The organism is Marixanthomonas spongiae, from assembly GCF_003095375.1.
Taxonomy (GTDB): domain Bacteria; phylum Bacteroidota; class Bacteroidia; order Flavobacteriales; family Flavobacteriaceae; genus Marixanthomonas; species Marixanthomonas spongiae.
In genome coordinates this window covers 304244-323459 of sequence record NZ_QEHR01000002.1, presented here as the reverse complement: position 1 = coordinate 323459, position 19216 = coordinate 304244, and the positions used below count along the sequence as shown (strand labels likewise).

The 19216-nt window shown below is 41.7% G+C and carries 17 protein-coding genes; 15 read left to right on the top strand and 2 right to left on the bottom strand.

Annotation, left to right across the window (positions count from 1 at the left end; all coding sequences use genetic code 11):
• Positions 1 to 474: 474 nt before the first annotated feature.
• From DDV96_RS04040 to DDV96_RS15810, 4 genes are all read left to right on the top strand, one after another.
• Positions 475 to 2346, top strand: a complete 1872-nt coding sequence (locus DDV96_RS04040; protein WP_116693456.1) for an ABC-F family ATP-binding cassette domain-containing protein — start codon at positions 475 to 477, stop codon at positions 2344 to 2346.
• 232 nt (positions 2347 to 2578) lie between these two features.
• Entirely contained in the window at positions 2579 to 3352 is a 774-nt protein-coding gene (locus DDV96_RS04035) for an O-methyltransferase (protein ID WP_116693455.1), read from the top strand.
• Between the two features lie 234 nt (positions 3353 to 3586).
• Positions 3587 to 4288 (top strand): ABC transporter ATP-binding protein, encoded by a 702-nt coding sequence (locus DDV96_RS04030; protein WP_116693454.1) that lies wholly within the window; start codon positions 3587 to 3589, stop codon positions 4286 to 4288.
• Between the two features lie 1049 nt (positions 4289 to 5337).
• Complete coding sequence (locus DDV96_RS15810; RefSeq protein ID WP_165805961.1) at positions 5338 to 5514, top strand: hypothetical protein; 177 nt, start codon at positions 5338 to 5340, stop codon at positions 5512 to 5514.
• A 3-nt stretch (positions 5515 to 5517) separates the two neighbouring features.
• On the opposite strand, the gene DDV96_RS04025 is transcribed toward DDV96_RS15810, so the two are convergent.
• Together DDV96_RS04025 and DDV96_RS04020 are read right to left on the bottom strand one after the other, a co-directional pair.
• Positions 5518 to 6888 (bottom strand): T9SS type A sorting domain-containing protein, encoded by a 1371-nt coding sequence (locus tag DDV96_RS04025; protein ID WP_116693453.1) that lies wholly within the window; start codon positions 6886 to 6888, stop codon positions 5518 to 5520.
• 58 nt (positions 6889 to 6946) lie between these two features.
• A complete protein-coding gene (locus tag DDV96_RS04020; protein ID WP_116693452.1) occupies positions 6947 to 8467 on the bottom strand; it encodes a hypothetical protein in 1521 nt (506 codons plus the stop codon).
• Positions 8468 to 8562: 95 nt separating this feature from the next.
• Here DDV96_RS04020 and DDV96_RS16195 point away from each other — a divergent pair, with 95 nt between their 5' ends.
• The 11 genes from DDV96_RS16195 to DDV96_RS03970 all read left to right on the top strand — a co-directional run bounded on the left by DDV96_RS16195 (position 8563) and on the right by DDV96_RS03970 (position 19010).
• Positions 8563 to 8790, top strand: a complete 228-nt coding sequence (locus DDV96_RS16195; protein WP_165805959.1) for a helix-turn-helix domain-containing protein — start codon at positions 8563 to 8565, stop codon at positions 8788 to 8790.
• A gap of 62 nt (positions 8791 to 8852) precedes the next feature.
• Positions 8853 to 9425, top strand: coding sequence for a cob(I)yrinic acid a,c-diamide adenosyltransferase (locus DDV96_RS04010; protein ID WP_116693450.1), 573 nt, complete (start codon positions 8853 to 8855; stop codon positions 9423 to 9425).
• A gap of 139 nt (positions 9426 to 9564) precedes the next feature.
• A complete protein-coding gene (locus DDV96_RS04005) occupies positions 9565 to 9786 on the top strand; it encodes a DUF2795 domain-containing protein (protein WP_008272287.1) in 222 nt (73 codons plus the stop codon).
• A 221-nt stretch (positions 9787 to 10007) separates the two neighbouring features.
• The gene (gene secA, locus DDV96_RS04000; RefSeq protein ID WP_116693449.1) at positions 10008 to 13364 is read left to right on the top strand and encodes a preprotein translocase subunit SecA; all 3357 of its coding nucleotides are present in this window, start codon (positions 10008 to 10010) and stop codon (positions 13362 to 13364) included.
• An 86-nt stretch (positions 13365 to 13450) separates the two neighbouring features.
• Positions 13451 to 13792 (top strand): DUF4160 domain-containing protein, encoded by a 342-nt coding sequence (locus tag DDV96_RS03995; RefSeq protein WP_206074002.1) that lies wholly within the window; start codon positions 13451 to 13453, stop codon positions 13790 to 13792.
• Entirely contained in the window at positions 13792 to 14034 is a 243-nt protein-coding gene (locus tag DDV96_RS03990) for a DUF2442 domain-containing protein (RefSeq protein WP_116693448.1), read from the top strand. Before DDV96_RS03995 ends, DDV96_RS03990 begins: the two co-directional genes overlap by 1 nt.
• Before the next feature lie 227 nt (positions 14035 to 14261).
• Positions 14262 to 14468 (top strand): hypothetical protein, encoded by a 207-nt coding sequence (locus DDV96_RS15980; RefSeq protein WP_240607669.1) that lies wholly within the window; start codon positions 14262 to 14264, stop codon positions 14466 to 14468.
• Complete coding sequence (locus tag DDV96_RS03985) at positions 14378 to 14737, top strand: DUF4199 domain-containing protein (protein WP_240607668.1); 360 nt, start codon at positions 14378 to 14380, stop codon at positions 14735 to 14737. The genes DDV96_RS15980 and DDV96_RS03985 overlap by 91 nt, the downstream gene beginning before the upstream one ends.
• Positions 14738 to 14889: 152 nt before the next feature.
• Entirely contained in the window at positions 14890 to 16422 is a 1533-nt protein-coding gene (locus tag DDV96_RS03980; protein WP_116693447.1) for a helix-turn-helix transcriptional regulator, read from the top strand.
• Complete coding sequence (locus tag DDV96_RS03975; protein ID WP_116693446.1) at positions 16419 to 17549, top strand: tetratricopeptide repeat protein; 1131 nt, start codon at positions 16419 to 16421, stop codon at positions 17547 to 17549. The genes DDV96_RS03980 and DDV96_RS03975 overlap by 4 nt, the downstream gene beginning before the upstream one ends.
• A gap of 159 nt (positions 17550 to 17708) precedes the next feature.
• A complete protein-coding gene (locus tag DDV96_RS03970; protein WP_116693445.1) occupies positions 17709 to 19010 on the top strand; it encodes a T9SS type A sorting domain-containing protein in 1302 nt (433 codons plus the stop codon).
• The last annotated feature ends 206 nt before the right edge of the window (positions 19011 to 19216 follow it).

Here is a 19216-nt window from a genome sequence, read left to right as displayed (position 1 = left end):
CCAAAGTCCCCCTTTGGGGGATTTAGGGGGACTATTTTTCCAGAGATCGAAAGGACATTGACCGAACCCCTTCCGCCCGCCGGAATAAAATGAAATAACCAAGATAGAAATACCCGCCGGCGGCCACCTTCCCCTGTAAGTCTATTGCGGTTATCCATCAAAATGTTTCATAGGGGAAGGAACCAATTTAGCTAATTTTTTGTGCTCGGAAATCCCCTCAAGGCAATGCGCTGAACTTAGCCTGCCCTGAGCGGAGCCAAAGGGAAGTAGGGGCTACGGGTGGTGTATCCACCTACCGAAGTAGGACAATACAGCGGGATTCCCCCCTTGAGAGCCTGTGCTGAGCTCGTCGAAGTAGGGGCTACGGGGGGTGTTCCTTCACAAAAAAAATTATATCCCATACATAAGGAAAAGAAAACCTTCAATTAGTAAACCATCTTACTAAAATCCCTTTATTTTGCAAAAAGCTATCACGTGAATTACCTTTCAGTAGAAAACATATCAAAATCGTATGGAGAGCGGGTGCTCTTTACCGATATTTCCTTCGGAATCAACCAAGGGCAAAAAATTGGGTTTGTCGCTAAAAACGGGACCGGAAAAACCTCCTTGTTGAATATCCTTTCTGGAGATGATGCCCCAGATACAGGCGAAGTGGTGTACCGCAAAAACCTGAAAGTATCGTTTTTGTCGCAAGAACCCAACTTGGACCCAAAACGCACTGTTGAAGAAGCCATATTGGCATCGGAAAACCCAATTTTAAAAACCATTGCGGCCTACGAACGCGCCTTGGAGAACCCCGAAGACACCGAAACCTACCAAGCGGCCTTCGATGCTATGGACGCCCAGAACGCTTGGGATTTTGAAACCCGATACAAACAGACGCTCTCCAAACTGAAATTGGACGACCTCAACCAGCAAGTCGCTTCGTTGAGCGGCGGACAGAAAAAACGCTTGGCCCTTGCCATGGCCCTGCTTACCAACCCCGACCTGCTGGTGATGGACGAACCCACCAACCACTTGGACCTGGAAATGATCGAATGGCTGGAAGACCTTTTTGCCAAAGAGAATTTCACCTTGTTTATGGTCACCCACGACCGCTATTTTTTGGAACGGGTGTGCAATGAAATCATCGAACTCGATCAAGGCAACCTATATACCTACAAAGGCAATTACAGCTATTATTTGGAGAAGCGCGATGCCCGCATAGAAAATCAGGCCACCGAAACCGAAAAAGCCAAACAGCTCTACAAAAAAGAACTGGACTGGATGCGCCGCCAGCCCAAAGCCCGCACCACCAAAAGCAAATCGCGCATCGAGGATTTCCACGAAATAAAAGCGCGCGCCAGCAAACGCCGTAACGACCACGAGATACAGTTGGAACTCAACATGGAACGCCTGGGCACCAAGGTGGTGGAGCTGCACAACATTTCAAAAGCGTATGACGACAAGGAGCTGTTTACTAACTTTGAGTACAATTTCCTTCGAGGGGAACGCGTGGGCATCATTGGCAAGAACGGCACGGGAAAATCTACCTTTTTAAATGTCATCACCGGCAAACAAGCGCCCGATACGGGTAAAGTGGTGATTGGCGAAACGGTAAAATTTGGCTACTACACCCAAAAAGGGATCCATATTAAACCCGCACAAAAAGTGATTGATGTGGTACGCGAATTTGGGGATTACATCCCGCTTAAAAAAGGGCGGCAGATTTCGGCACAACAACTCTTGGAACGTTTTCTGTTTGACCGAAAAAAACAATACGATTATGTGGAAAAACTAAGTGGTGGCGAGCGCAAACGGTTGTATTTGTGTACGGTGCTCATTAAAAACCCCAACTTTCTAATACTCGACGAGCCCACCAACGATTTGGACATCGTCACGCTCAACGTACTGGAAAGTTTTCTATTGGATTTCCCCGGCTGTTTGATCGTCGTCTCGCACGACCGGTATTTCATGGACAAGATTGTGGATCACTTATTTGTTTTTAAAGGAAAAGGCGAAATACAAGATTTTCCTGGAAATTACAGTGATTATAGAACGTATGAAGACAGCAAACCCAAAAACGAACCTAAAGCTAAACCCGAAACAGCTGAAACAACACAAACTAATTCAAATAAAGAAACGAACAAAGCCAAGTTAAGTTATCACGAACAAAAAGAACATAGAAACCTAGAAAAAGAAATTGCCAAACTAGAAAAGGAAAAAGAAGCGTTACAAAATAAATTCGCCACCGAAAATTGGACCGGAGAAGAAATTGACAAACAATCCTTAAAATTACAAGAACTCATCGACACCATTGAAGAAAAAGAAATGCGCTGGTTTGAGCTGTCGGAGAAAACAGAATGATGCTTGATGTTGGGTGACAGATGTGGGATGATGGCTTCGGGCCGGTTTATCATAACGCATCCCGTCTATCGCAAAGACATTTTGGCAACTTTTATAGCAACATAGAGGTGGTTGAGCCCGCCTGCCAATTTTCGGGCAGGTAATCCCGAAAGCGAAGCGATTCGGGATTGTATCGAAATCACCTATCATCCAGCATCAAGCGTCCAGCATCCAACATCTAGCATCTAAAACAATGAAACACCAAATACTATCATATCTTTCCTTCTTACTCCGTTCTACCAACCAACACGGAGTGCACTCCCCTTTTGTGTATCATTTGCTCACCCAATGTTTTTATGACAAAAAAAAACACAACGCCTATAAAACGTTGAACAACCATCGAAAAGCAGTGTTCGCCGATTCAGAAACCATCGAAGTATCCGATTTTGGTGCGGGTTCACGGGTGTTTAAAACCAATACCCGAACTGTCGCTGCGATTGCCAAACATGCAGGGATAACCCCCAAGAGGCAACGATTGTTGTTTCGGTTGGTGCAGTACCTTCAACCTGCCAAGATATTGGAATTGGGCACTTCCCTGGGGATGGCCACCACCGCTATGGCATTGGGCAACCCCAACGCATCGATTAAAACGGTGGAGGGCTGCCCAAACACTTTACAAAAAGCAACCGGCTATTTTACGGATTTCAAAATTCAAAATATCATATCACACAACCAATCATTTAACGCGTACTTTGAAGCACACCCTTCGGAACCGTTCGATTTGGTGTATATAGACGGCAATCACGATAAAGCAAGCACGTTAAAGTACTTTGAGTTTCTTCTGAAACAGGTAAACAACGATTCGGTTTTATTGTTTGACGATATTTATTGGAACAAAGAAATGACCGAAGCTTGGCAACAAATCATAGCGCACCAAAAAGTAATGGTAAGCATAGACACCTTTCAGTGGGGATTGGTTTTTTTCAGAAAAGAACAGCGAAAACAACATTTTTCCATCCGTTTGTAACATCTGTGCTACCTTTGCGTCTTATGGTATGGAGCAAAAGAAGTAGCACAACAGGATAGTGACCGCCGTTTTTTTAATGAATTTGAGAACAGTCAGTACTACTAAGTTATTGTGCGGTTTAATTCAAACCTCAACAACTCAAAAAGCTCAAAGCTGAATAACCGAGTAGTCCAAAAAACAGTGGCACCAAAATAAAAAACCTTCAACACCCGACCTTGACCAGAACAAACAACCATGGCTTCACTCATTAAAATACGAAACATCACACGCGACTTCCCCTTGGGGCAAGAAATCGTAAAAGTTTTAAAAGGAATTGATTTGGACATCAAAAAAGGCGAATACGTTGCCCTAATGGGGCCTTCCGGCTCTGGAAAATCCACCTTGATGAACCTCTTGGGCTGTTTAGACACCCCAACCTCGGGCAGCTACGAGCTGAACGGCGTCGATGTGAGCAACCTTACCGATGACGAACTGGCCGAAATACGCAACAAGGAAATCGGCTTTGTGTTCCAAACCTTTAACCTGTTGCCGCGCACCACGGCTTTGGACAATGTCGCCTTGCCCATGATCTACGCCGGCGCTTCCAAAACCGCACGGGAAGAACGCGCCACCGAAGTACTGAAAGACGTAGGCCTGGCCGACCGAATGGACCACAAGCCCAATCAGTTGTCTGGGGGGCAACGCCAACGGGTGGCGGTAGGCCGTGCCTTGGTAAACAAACCTTCCATTATTTTGGCCGATGAGCCCACCGGGAACTTAGATTCCAAAACTTCGGTGGAAATCATGAATTTGTTCGATGCCATCCACAAAGCCGGAAACACCGTGATCTTGGTCACCCACGAAGAAGACATTGCCGAACACGCCCACCGCATCATCCGCCTTCGCGACGGCATGGTGGAAAGCGACACAAGAAAAGAAATGGCGGACAATACATAGCTCCCCTCGAGAGCCAGTGCTGAGCCTAGCCTACCCTGAGCGGAGCCGATGGGAAGTAGGACAATGCCGCGGGATTCCCCCCTTGAGAGCCTGTGCTGAGCGTAGACGAAGTAGGGGCTACGGGGGGTGTCCTATGATCATAATAATAAACATTTTGCCTTACACCCCTAAGGTCCCCTCGAGGGGACAATACATTAGGATTCCCCCCTTGAGAGCCTGTGCTGAGCGTAGACGAAGTAGGGGCTACGGGAGGTGTCCCAGCAAAATAAACAAAAAAGCCGTCAGAAAAAAGCAATATCCCAGGTGGTTGAGCCCGCCTGCCAATTTTCGGACAGGTGATCCCGAAAGCGAAGCGATTCGGGATTGTACCAAAACCACCGGCAATTAAAAGCAAGAACCAAAGTCCCCCTTTGGGGGATATAGGGGGACAAGGCAGGTAAGATGAAATAAAAAACAATCACAATGCTGTTAAAAAACCTCGCTTTTCACAAAAAGCCCTATCTCAGGTGGTTGAGTGAATTTGTAAGCACGAGAGTGATTGCAAATTTGTATCGAAACAACCGGCTGTTAAAAGCAAAGATAAGAACATCCCTAAAGTCCTCTCAAGACAATGTGCTGAGCCCGCCAAAGTAGGACATTACAGCGGGATTCCCCCCTTGAGAGCCTGTGCTGAGCGTAGACGAAGTAGGGGCTACGGGGGGGGTGTCCCAGCAAAATAAACAAAAAAGCCACCAGAAAAAAGCCCTATCCCAGGTGGTTGAGTGATTCCGAAAGCGAAGCGATTCGGGATTGTACCGAAACCACCGGTCGCAATGATTTTAAAACACCTTACCACACTCAGATACTCCATAGATACTCCATAGATAGTTCATAGATAGGCCATTGTTTAATAACTTGTCTCCCATTCGCAAATCATACCCCGAAAATCGTATTCCGTATTTCGTATTTCGTACTTTGTATTTCGTACTTTGTATTTCGTACTTTGTATTATTTCGTATTTCATAAATTTTCCTTGGAATTTGCCTCCGGCCTCTGTATCTTCACACCTTATGGACACGTCTTTTTTTTCAAACCCTGTGGTACTGGCGGTAGGCGGTATTTTGTTGCTGCTCCTGCTCTATTTTTGGAACAAACGCAACACCAACACCTTGCGGAAACGACGGCGCAGGCGCTTTAGGGATGATTATTATGAGAAGAAAAGCGAACGAAAAAAAGAAGAACTTTAGAAATTATTCTTTTATCACTTTAACAGTGTAAGCCTCCTTTCCACTTACAAGGTTTAAAAAATACACACCTGTAGGCAAGATGGAGATATCTAGTTGCTCCAAGTTTTGACTCTTTTTGAAATATACTTTTTTTCCTAGGGCATCATATATTGTTGCTTCTTGAAATGTAATATTGAGCGCATCTACTATTAGCAAACCATTTGAAGGGTTAGGATGCACTCGAACGTTTTGTAATTTGTTTTCCTTTACATTTAATATGGTCAGGTTTTCGTACCATGCGATTTTATCTAAATTTTGAGAAGCTGCAATCACATCTATGTCACCGTCATTGTCTATGTCGGCAGCTTTAATATCTCTACCAGAAACGAAATCGGTAGAAATAAGACTAAGATCGCTGAACTGTCCTTGGCCGTCTATATTCTCGAACAACGCGATCTTGCCGTCGATTGATGATATGGACAAAATATCATTGTCACCATCATTGTCAAGATCAGCGGCAAAAACAGTCCGAACAAAATCTGTTTCTAATGTGAGGGTGTTTTTAGACCCGAAAGTTCCTTGTCCATCTATATTTTCATACCAAGCTACTTCATCATCTGCAGGCGAAGCGGTTACAAGATCTAAGTCATTATCATTATCAAGATCTGCCAAAAAAACGGAAGATGTTGCCCCACTCTGAGAATTGATAATATTCGGCGGGCCAAAACCTCCTTGTCCATCAGTATTTTCAAACCACGTAACTATTTCAGTACCAGATGAAGAAGCTACTACGTCCATATCACCATCGCCATCAATATCGCCAATATCAAAATGACGCCCATTATTAGCCTCATCAGCCACAGTCTGTGCATCGCCAAAGGTACCTTGACCATCCAAGTTTCTTCGGTAATAAATAATATTGGAATTTTCTGAAGCAAACATCACATCTTGATCCCCGTCGCCATCAATATCAACTGCTTTAACAGAGAAAGCACCATCGGCCGTGTTAGATATCACTTTTGGGGCACTAAAATCGCCTAATCCATCTAAATTTTCATACCAAACCACCGTATCTATAAATGGTGCCGCAGCCAAAACGTCCATATCATTGTCCCCATCAAGATCGGCTGCATGTACATGAATGGTTTCACTTAAGAAGGCTATGGTATTTTGCGGACCATAATTGCCCAAACCATCCAGATTTTTGAACCAAGTAATAGAACTGCCGAATTTATTAGCAGATATCACATCTTTATAACCATCTCCATCTATATCTGCAATAAAGATGGATTGTGTTCCATCTGCTTCTTCTGTAATTATTTTTTGAGGATTAAATTGCGATAAACCTTTGACATTCATTAAGAATACTACCACTATAATGATATATGCTTTCATATTTAGATATAAGTAAAGCCCCCAAAATTATGGGAGCCTTTAAATTTAAATAATCAATTTAGTTACTTCCTTTTTGGATGACAGTTTCCTCTTTGGAACCATCGTAATAGTTTTCTTCAATTTCGTAAAGTCCGGTTGGCAATTCATTTATCAAATTAGGATTGTTAATGCCCATAGAGTCTTTTTGCATAACGGTAACATTAGTATTAAACACTCCATCATTAAACCGGGTCACTTTACCCGAGCTAGGTGCTAAATTACCATTGTCGTAACATCTTCTAGGCTGTGGCCAGAATGCAGGATCAATATGTTTAATACCGATTGCCGAATGATTAGGGTGGACTATCTTGCTATAATCTGTTTCGTGTTTTCCTATGCTCAATACCACGTTTTGGGTATAGGTAAAAGAAGTATCTTCATAATCGGTCGGTTCTGGACAATCGCAATCACATTCCATAAAACGGTATTCAAAACCGGGTTGAAAGGTAGGCCGCGGCAACGAGTAGGATGGGCCTGAAACATAGTATTCTCCTTTATAAGGCTCGTATAAGGATGCTATATCGGTTTGTGCGGCGGTATAATTACCATTTGGGTCATTAGCAATTCGTTGTTGCATCCGTATGCCTTGTCCCGTACTAAAGATTTCCTTGCACCAAGAATAGCCCATCACGTTGCGAACATCTTGTTCTGAAATCTGATAGGGTTCATCTATGCAATCTGTATTATCACCAGTATAAGTGCAATTTACCTTATCTATATAATAATATCCATATTGATTATCATACCTGCATTGCGACGGAGCCAAATCGTTAAAATAGCAATATTCATTTAAAAAGTCAGGCATAGCTGCTGTATCAACAACCCTATCACCATGGGTGTCAGCATTGAAATCTGGATCATTTGTGTTACGGGTTACGTGCTCACAATAATTTCCATTATATCCAGAAAAAGTGTGCAGTAAATTAAAGTTATGTCCTAACTCATGAATTATGGTAGCATTATTTAAATTAACCGTTGGCATAATAGATACGGTATCACCAGATGCCGCCCCACCAAAATCATCTAAAGCATAGGGCACATAAACATTAAAAGCATTGGGATCATAATATCCATTGCTTTTTGCATAAGTTAATAGCTGCCCTCTTTGACACCGGCTTAAAATTCCATACCCATTTGGATCTGGCAATGGATTTCCATTTGCATCTGTTTGCACTTCGCAACCATTTTCACCATAGATTACCAAAGGCACAAAAGGGGGGCTGTCAAGAGAACCAAATCCTCTATATTTAAAAAATATGTTGAGTGGATTGAATTTAATGTTTAAGTGGGCTACAGACTCTAAAACCTTTGCTTCGGTCAAGGGATCGTTGTTGTTTCCGTTAGCTTCGTTAACTTGCCAATAGTAGATGTTAAACACTACGGGAGGAAAGTTTTTCAATACGTTCTCATCAGTAGAGGCTGTGTAAACCCCAATGGGGTCTGGAGTAGTATTTTCTTCGGTTGCACAAATAAAATAATCCTGTGCGTTCATAGCTATTGCATTTAACGTAAAAATACAAAAAAGTAATAATTTCCTCATAAGTGAAAGATTTTAATTAATTAGTTGAAATATCATTATAAATATAGTGATTTATATGTCACATACAAAATTATTTTCATTTTCACCTTTATTGGGTGGACAAAGGAGCTAATAAATATTTGATAAAATTTGGTGATAACCTAAGAAAGTATAGAGTCGAGCAGTCCATATCCCAAAAACAATTGGCTTTCGAGACTGGTCTGTCCAGAGAATATATCAATAGAATTGAAAATGGACGAGTAAATATATCATTAACAAATATAATGGAACTTGTTACAGCACTAAACATTCCTGTAAACAAACTATTGAATTTCACAGGATAATTTAGACCTCAATACTCATAAAGGTTTTTACAACTTTCCTACCTTTGCACAAAACCTTTTCCATGAAAATATACACCAAAACAGGCGACAAAGGCACCACGGCCCTCTTTGGCGGGACGCGCGTACCCAAATACCACATCCGTATCGATAGTTACGGCACCGTGGACGAACTCAACTCCAATATTGGCTTGATACGCTCCCAAGACATCGATCCTCGTTCCAAAGAAATACTGGTCCACATACAGGACCGCTTGTTTACCTTGGGCGCTATGCTGGCCACCGACCCCGAAAAGGCCAAATTAAAAAGCGGTAAGGATCGCCTCAACATCCCCAAAATAAAAGAAGAAGACGTAACCCGCTTAGAAACCGAAATGGATATGATGAACGAAGCCCTCCCGCCCGTAACCCACTTTGTGCTGCCCGGCGGCCACCCTACCGTGTCATATTGTCACATATCCCGCTGTGTGTGCCGCCGTGCCGAACGTTTGGCGACGCTCTTGCATCACGAAGAACCCATTGACGAGCTGGCACTGAAATATTTAAACCGCCTATCTGACTACCTGTTCGTACTGGCACGAAAATTGACTCATGACCTGCAAGCTGAGGAGATTAAATGGATTCCCGAGAAATTATGAGGTTTTTCCATAAAATTTAATATATTATAAATCAGCGATTTAAAAACGTTCTTTAAAATATAGCATAAATAATTGCGATTTTTCTTGACTTTTTAATCGAAAAAATTATTTTTGCAGAAATTATAAAACCCTAAGTGCTATGTACTGGACTTTAGAATTGGCATCCTATTTAAGCGATGCGCCCTGGCCGGCAACCAAAGACGAATTGATCGATTACGCCATTAGAACGGGAGCCCCATTAGAAGTAGTGGAAAACCTACAAGCGATTGAAGATGAAGGTGATTCGTACGATTCCATCGAAGAAATTTGGCCGGACTACCCCACAGACGAAGATTACCTGTGGAACGAAGACGAATATTAAAAACAGCATGACCAATGCTACCTTACAACAATAACTGAAATATTAATTAAAAAGTCTCTATACCCATAGAGGCTTTTTTTTTGCTCAACACAAAAAACACCATGCGCACAAATAAAACAAACCATCCTTTTGGTTACCTTATTTTTTTGCAGTTTTTTTGTACTTGCCAACCCAAGGCATCTTGCCTGCACCTTTTTGAGCATAAAACACACCAATAACCCATGGGAATATTAGACAATATCTTAAAAGTCTTTGTTGGGGACAAATCCAAGAAAGACATTAGTGAAATCCAACCGTACGTCGATAAAATAAAAGAACACGAGGCCGCCATGGCCAAGCTCTCCTTAGATGAACTTCGGGCCAAGTCCGATGCCTTCCGTACTAAAATCAAAGAAGACCAAAAAGAAGTACAACAACAGATAGACCAACTTAAAATCGATGCCGAAGCCGAAGAAGACATCGACAAAAAAGAGGAAATCTACAACCAAATAGATGCCTTGAAAGACGACCGCTACGAAGTGGAAAAAGCAACCTTGGACGAGATACTCCCCGAAGCCTTCGCCGTGGTAAAAGAAACCGCCAGACGCTTTGTGGACAACGAAACCCTTACCGTAACCGCCACGGCTTTTGACCGTGAACTTTCAGCAACCAAAGATTATGTGAACTTAGATGACGACAAAGCCATCTGGCAAAACTCTTGGGATGCCGCCGGGAAAGAAGTAACCTGGGACATGGTGCATTACGACGTACAGCTTATAGGCGGGGTGGCCATGCACCAAGGCAAAGTCGCCGAGATGCAAACAGGGGAAGGTAAGACATTGGTCGCGACCTTGCCGGTTTATTTAAACGCCCTGGCCGGAAACGGGGTGCACTTGGTAACCGTAAACGACTACCTGGCCAAACGGGACAGTGCATGGATGGCGCCTATTTTTGAATTTCACGGGCTAAGCGTGGATTGCATCGATTACCACCGCCCCAACAGTGAAGAGCGCCGAAAAGCCTACAATGCAGACATTACCTACGGAACCAACAACGAATTCGGTTTCGATTACCTGCGCGACAACATGGCGCATGATCCCAAAGACTTGGTGCAGCGCCCACACCATTACGCCATTGTGGATGAGGTGGATTCGGTATTGATCGATGACGCCCGTACGCCTTTGATCATTTCTGGGCCCGTACCCGAAGGCGACCGCCACGAATTCAACGAACTGAAACCAAAGGTCCAGGACATCGTGAACGTACAGCGCAAGTACTTGACCGGGGTGTTGGCCGAAGCCAAAAAGCTCATTAAAGAAGGCGACACCAAAGAAGGTGGTTTCCAATTGCTGCGGGTCTATCGCGGTTTGCCAAAAAATAAGGCATTGATCAAGTTTTTATCTGAAGACGGCGTACGCCAAATCCTTCAGAAAACCGAAAACCATTACATGCAGGACAACAACCGCGAAATGCCGAAAGTTGATGAAGAACTGTATTTTGTAATTGACGAAAAGAACAACCAAATAGAATTGAGCGATAAAGGGGTGGAATACCTTTCGGGCGAAGACAACCCAGATTTCTTCGTGATGCCCGAAATGGGGACCGAAATCGCAAAGATAGAAGCGCAGGAACTTCCAAAAGAAGAAGAAGCCGAACTGAAAGAAGAGCTCTTCCGCGACTTTGGGGTTAAAAGCGAGCGTATCCATACCCTCAACCAATTGCTGAAAGCTTATGCCCTGTTTGAAAAAGACACCCAATACGTGGTGATGGACAACAAAGTGATGATCGTGGACGAGCAAACGGGCCGTATTATGGACGGGCGCCGCTACAGCGATGGCCTGCACCAAGCCATTGAAGCCAAGGAAGACGTAAAAATCGAGGCCGCCACCCAAACCTTTGCCACTATTACGCTTCAAAACTACTTCCGTATGTACCGGAAACTATCGGGAATGACGGGTACTGCCGTTACCGAAGCCGGCGAGCTATGGGAAATCTACGAACTGGACGTGGTGGAAATCCCCACCAACCGCCCCATTGCCCGTAACGACAAAGAAGACAAGATTTACAAGACCAAGCGCGAAAAATACAATGCAGTGATCGACGAAGTGACCGACCTCTCGAAAGCCGGGCGGCCGGTGTTGATTGGTACGACCTCGGTAGAGATTTCCGAATTGCTGAGCCGTATGTTGAGCATACGCAACATTCCGCATAATGTATTGAACGCCAAACTGCACAAAAAAGAAGCCGATATTGTTGCCGAAGCCGGTAAAAGCGGCATGGTGACCATCGCGACCAACATGGCTGGCCGTGGTACGGACATTAAACTGAGCAAAGAAGTTAAAGAAGCCGGCGGCCTTGCCATTATTGGTACCGAGCGCCACGACAGCCGCCGGGTGGACCGGCAGTTGCGCGGACGTAGTGGACGACAGGGTGACCCGGGAAGCTCGCAGTTTTACGTATCGCTGGAAGATAATTTAATGCGCCTTTTTGGTAGCGAGCGCATTGCCAAAATGATGGACCGTATGGGACTGGAAGAAGGCGAAGTGATCCAACATTCCATGATTTCAAAGTCCATTGAGCGGGCACAGAAAAAAGTGGAAGAAAACAACTTCGGAATCAGGAAGCGCCTGTTGGAATATGACGATGTGATGAACGCCCAACGGGAGGTGATTTACAAACGCCGCTACCACGCCTTGTTTGGCGAACGCCTTCGCGTGGATATTGCGAATATGATTTTTGAAACTTCCGAAGCTATTTCTGAAACCAACAAACTGGCGCAGGATTACAAAAACTTCGAGTTTGAACTGATCCGTTACTTCTCGATGAGCTCGCCTATTTCTGAAAAGGAGTTCGAGAAAATGAACACTTTGGAAATTGCCGGGAAAGTGTATAAGGCCGCTTACCAACATTACCACGACAAAATGTTGCGCAATGCCGAAATGGCCTACCCAGTGATCAAGAACGTGTATGAAAACCACAAGGACCAGTACAAACGTATTTTGGTACCGTTTACCGATGGCGTAAAAACCCTCAACGTAGCGACCGATCTTGAAAAAGCATACGAGACCGAAGGGAAACAACTGGTACAGGATTTTGAGAAAAACATCACCCTTGCCATTATCGACGACTCTTGGAAAACCCACTTGCGCAAAATGGACGAGTTGAAACAATCGGTACAGTTGGCCGTGCACGAACAAAAAGACCCCTTATTGATCTATAAGTTTGAAGCGTTCGAACTTTTCAAGGTTATGATAGACAAGGTAAACCGAGAGGTGATTTCCTTCCTGTTTAAAGGAGAGTTACCACAGGAAAACCAACAGCAGATTACCGAGGCCAAACAAGTGCGCAAAAAGGAAAAACTCAACGAAGAAAAAGAGGAAATCCAAAACATGGACGAGCGTGCTGCACAATCACGTGCTGCCGGCAATACCCAACAGCAACAACAACAGGTTACCGAAACCATTGTACGCGAACGTCCAAAAATAGGCCGCAACGAGAAAGTGACCATTAAAAACGTGATGAGCGGAGAAAATAAAACCTTGAAATACAAACAAGCCATCCCATTATTGGATAAAGGGGAATGGGTGCTGGTAGATTAAGAATGTTTATTATAACTATTTAATAAGGTCCCGAGGGTGTAACTTCGGGACCTTTTTTTATTCGGTTTATCCTAAACCCATAATCGATGTTGAACAATTTTATAATTTCCTTATCTTTGAATATGCCAAAACTATATGAATATTTCGGGCTGATTGTCCTATTTTATTCCAATGAACATGAACCGATTCACGTTCACGGAAAATTTCAAAATTTAGAGAGCAAAGCTGAAATTATTTTTGAGGATGGCAAATTTGTTGAAATTCGAATAAGTAAAGTAAAAGGAAAAAAACCTTTAAGCGACAAACATCAAAAACAATTAAAGATCCTTGTTGAAAAATATAGGGACGACATTGTTAATAAATGGATCGATTTTTTTGTTTACAATAAACCTGTTAAATCTGAAAAAATCACAAAAAAAATAAAATAATGGTTATTTCTATAGAAAATGCAGTGTACATAGATGGATATAAAATAGCTTTTCGATTTTCTGACGGAGTGAATAAAACCGTGGACTTCGAACCATTTTTGAAATCTTCTTCAAATCCCATGATCACTAAATTTTTAGATATAAAAAGGTTTAGGGATTTTAAAATAGTCCATGGCGATTTAATGTGGAACGATTATGAAATGTGCTTCCCGATTTGGGATTTGTACAAAGGAAATATTTAAAAAATCTTCTATAGGAAATTTTATTCGAAATCCATAAAAAACAAATAAGCCTTCTCTTTGATTGAATAAAGACGAATGATCGCTTACCGATGAGTTGGAAAATGAAAGATGGAAATTGGAGGATGGAAGTATAATTTTAAAGAAGTTTAATTTGCCAGAAACCTTGAAATAAAAATTGTTTTGGGGTTCCTTTTTTTGGGTATCTTTGGTTGCTTCAAAAACCTAAGATGAAAAAACTGTATATCGAACTCAAATGGGCTGTCATTTTTATGGTTACCCTCCTTTGTTGGATGCTGCTCGAAAAAACCTTGGGCTGGCACGGAGAAAACATTGCAGACCATTGGTGGATGACCATGCTCTTTGCTCCTTTTGCCGTTTTATTTATCTATTGGCCATACGGGAAAAAAGAAGAAGGGCGTACCAGAAAAAAATGACGTGGTTGCAAGGGTTTGTATCAGGTATTATTTTATCGCTTTTTGTGGCGTTGCTTTCCCCCATTGGTCAATACATAACCCACAACTACATTACTCCAGAATATTTTAACACGGTCATTGAATATTCGGTCACCAACGATATAATGACGCGTACCAAGGCCAACGACTATTTCAATATAAACAATTATATGTGGCAATCAGCTTTTGGCGCATTGGGCTTCGGGGTGGTTACTGCAGCCATCGTTGCTTTTTTTACAAGGAAAAAGTAATTGAGAAGTATTGTTTTATAGGTTGTTTCAATTTATTGTTAAAAATATTCTGCTTTAAAACCTTCTTATCTACACCAAAAAAAAGACGGGGCAGCTTATTAAAATAGTAACTTTGCAAAAGTCTTTAACAAGGCTGGATATCTAAATAAGTTATGCGACTTGTATTCTATTTTTGTTTGGTTTCACTCCTATTGCCCTTGGTCTTTTACGCTCAAGAACATACAGCTATAGACGATCTTTTGATGGAAGCCAAAAGCAAACGCTACTCCCAGCCCGAAGAAGCAGGTAAAATAGCTACATATATTATAAACCAAGATAAAGATCCTACCATAACTGCCCAAGCCACCTTGCTTTTGGCTACCAGCTATTATGTAAGGGGAAATTATAATGACGCGGTAATAAATGCTCTCCAAGCAAAAAAGATTGCGGATGCTTCCAATGCTATTGAAATAAAACTGAAATCCAACCTCTTTGCCATAAAACTTTTACGAGAGTTGGGGTTAGAAACCGTTGCGACAAACTATCTAGAAGAATTACATATTTTAGAAGATAACGTAACCGATAAAAAGCTGTCCATGTGGCTATCGGGAAAACTGAAACAAGATCGGGCATACACCTATTCTATAACTGGAAACACTTCTGAAGCAACAAAGCTTTTATATCAGGCACATCAAAATTTCGTAACAATAAAAGATACGCTTTCCGCAACTGGAACCACACTTCTTTTATCTGAAGTTTTTGAAAAAACCGGCCGTCTTGATTCTGCTAAAGTTCATTTAAAGAAAACCTTGGAAACCCTTCAGCAAATGGATCATACCGAAATGAAGGCATTACAGCAATTGGCGCATATTTATTTTTCTGAAAAAAATTATAGCAAATCGATACAGGTATTCAAAGAAGCTTTTACCATTTCAGAACAGATAACCAACCCCTATTTTAAAAACAAATGTGTGGAAGGGCTGGCCATGAATTACCTGGCCCTGGAAGACGCGCAAAACTTTTACGCCCTTAAACAACAAGCCAATATCCTTTCAACCGAAATGGAAACCGATACAGACAAGGCTGTAAATTCGGTTTATAATTTTATTAATGAGCGCCAAATAGAACGTTCTGAAGCAAAAATAAACGAAGCAAAAATTTGGATATATAGTTTATTAGGACTGTTCCTTTTGCTATTGGCATCGGGCATTATTATAAATTATTTCTATAATTCGAAAACAAAACAATATGCAGCCATTAGCAAATATATTTTACCAAAAGAACCCGTTAAAGTACACAAGCTTGAAAAAATAGTTCTTGAAAAAAGTGCAATCGTCCCTGAAGAAACCGAACGTTTGTTATTAAAAAAACTGGATGCTTTTGAATCTGGAAAAAAATATACCAATCAGGATATGAGCATCGCTTGGTTGGCCTCAGAATTTGAGACCAACACAAAATACATTTCCGAAGTAATCAATCGTCATAAAGGAAAAAACTTCAACAGTTACATCAACGAATTGCGAATAGACTATATTATTGAAAAGTTAAGAACCGACCCGGTTTATTTAAATTACAAAATAAGCTATCTGGCCGAAGAAAGCGGTTTTTCTTCACATAGCAGCTTTACAACGGTTTTTAAGTCGGTGACAGGTGTTTCACCCACTAAGTTTATGGAGGTTTTCAAAAAAAGTAAAGAAACGGCATGAAAGCAAAAAGCCTTATTCCGTCCATACTAATCGTGCTGTGCTCTTTATGCAGTGCAGCCGGTTTGGCACAAAAACACTTAGACAGCCTTGTTGATGTTACTACTAATAAAGTCTTTGAAGATCCCGAGGCAGCCATCAGGATTGGGGAAGATGTGTTGACCAAAGCAACCAAACCCAAAACTAAAACCTATGCATTGATGTTGATTAGCAATGCATACCTTTCTAAAAGGGAGAACACAAAATCTTTGGAATATGCCCTTAAAACACGCCAGTACTTAGACAAGATAAGCAGTGAGAAAACCCGTATAAACGTGTTGAACACTATTGGAATGCAATATCAACAATTGGGCATTTACGATAAAGCTATTGATTATTTGGATGAAGCCTTACAGCGTTCTAAAAAAATAACAGATCCAGAAAAATTACCGTCTCTTTTAGGGTTCAACTATACCATTAGGGGGTTTATTTATAGGGAGCAAATGAGTTGCCAAATAGCCTTAAATTATTTTAACAAAGCCATATTTCACTTTAAAAAAATAAGCGCCGATAACTCCATGACCGCAAACCTGAGCACTTTGTGTTATAACAAAGGCAATTGTTTTTTACAAATATCGCAAATAGATTCGGCACGCGTCAATTTTAAAAAATCAATAGCGTATGCACAATCCATTGGTGCCAATAGCCTCTATGCCTTTGCCAAAAAAGGGTTAAGCGAGGTTTATACCGTAGAAGGAAACTATAACCAAGCGATAACAGCGTTAGAAGAAGCCGAAAAAGCATCGCAACAAGTAGGCGATTTAATTTTAAACCAAGGTATTTACAAAAACTTTTCAGATAATTATTTGGCGTTGAACAACCACGACTTGTATAAAATTTACTTCGATAAATATAAAAACGTTCAAAAACAGATACATATTAAAGAAGAAAAAACGATTAATAATTCCATAAAAGACACCATAGAAGAAAACCAGTTGCACACTGAAAAAACACTTTTAAAACTGCAAACCGTTCAATGGATATTACTTGGATTAATTATCGCTCTATTTGTTATTTTGACAATTTTGACTCTAAAAAATCATAAAAAGCTTAAAAAAGCACAAGCAAAGCTGGAAAGCCTAACACAATAACAATCTTATTCTAAAACTCAGTAATAATCTCATTTTTAGTGACTTAAAAATATTTTATGCTTTTAAAATTCACGAATTTCAAAAGGTAAGTCCTTTTATTATAGTAAAAGGTTTTCTACTTTCGGCCTCATAATTACCACTAATACATTTAAATAATTTATGATGAAAAAAATTACCTTTTTAGTAAAAAGCATGGTCATGGCCTGCTTAGTAATGGGTGCTTCGCAACTGCAAGCCCAAGTAGAACTTAACGTGCTTACCCAACCCGAAACCCGCTTTAACGATATAAACGATAACGGTTTTGGCATTACCGTTTTTGAATATTACGATTTTGGCTCCAACCAATTAACGCCTTCTGAAGAAGAAGCCTTTACCTTGGCCGCTACAAACAATAATGAAGATATTGCCGGCACCATGATGTATGATGAGACCAACTTCATTCTACAAGCTGCATACCGAAAAGACGGTACGTGGAACCCTATAGGCTTTTTGCCCGAACAAGACCCACAAAACTTTGACGAAAACACCCCTTACGACATTTCGCCCAACAGTAAGTATATAACTGGACAAACAAACATAGGGAACGACTATGGCGGGTTTTTGTTCGATACCGAAACCGAAGAACTCATGGGCGTTTTTGACCCTCAAGGCGAAGCAGGTGCCTTTTACGCTGTGAACGACAACGGAATTATGGTAGGATGGGTAGATCGTCCTGATACCGGTGGTACGTTACGGGTTCCCGCTTACCGTACCTTAGACGGTGAATACCACCTTATTCCTGAAGGCCAATTGCCAACAGTAACTGGCATAAACACCATTGGCAACATCAACAACAACGATGTCATGGTAGGCGATTTTGACCTACAGCCCTTCATTTACGATCTGGCTACCGATACTTTTACACAATACGACCTCCCCGAAGGTGCCGATGCTGCTGCGTTTACAAGTATCTCTGAAAACGGTGTTGCCGTAGGCTATGCTGAAGTTGGCTTTCAAGTTCGCGATGCCATTATCTACCACCCCACCTTTGGCGAACAACCTGTATATTTAAAAGACGTGTTGCAAGCCAATGGCGTAACCATCGATACCGATGATGGCCTTTTGGGAACTGCAATAGCTATATCGCCCGACGGAAAATACGTATCGGGTTGGGTAAACGGTCCACCACCATTTGTAGAAGGATGGGCAGCGTACCTTGACGATTTGGTATTGGGCACAAACGATGTGGCACAATCCACAGTGTCTTTTTATCCTAACCCCGTTAACGACGTATTGCACTTAAACACTACAGAGACCATCGACTCGGTGGCGATCTACACCATCACCGGACAAGAAGTTTTCAATGTTGATTTTAACGACAACAACACCCAAGTGAACGTTTCAAGTTTATCAAGTGGCGTTTATTTGGTAAAAGTAAACAGCAACAACACAGTTGAAACCTTAAAGGTAGTGAAGCAATAAGCTTCTCTTTCACATAACTTAAATAAACTTTTATCGCCCCTTTCCATTGCTTTTGGAAAGGGGTTTTTTATATAGATACAAACAGGCAGGCTTATTTCAGAAGAACGCCTAGACTTTTTTAGGGTGGTTCAATTTTGCGGTAAAAAACATAGGTAACCCCTTGTTTTTAGTTTTTAAAAGAGAGGATAAAATGGTTTCGTAACCGT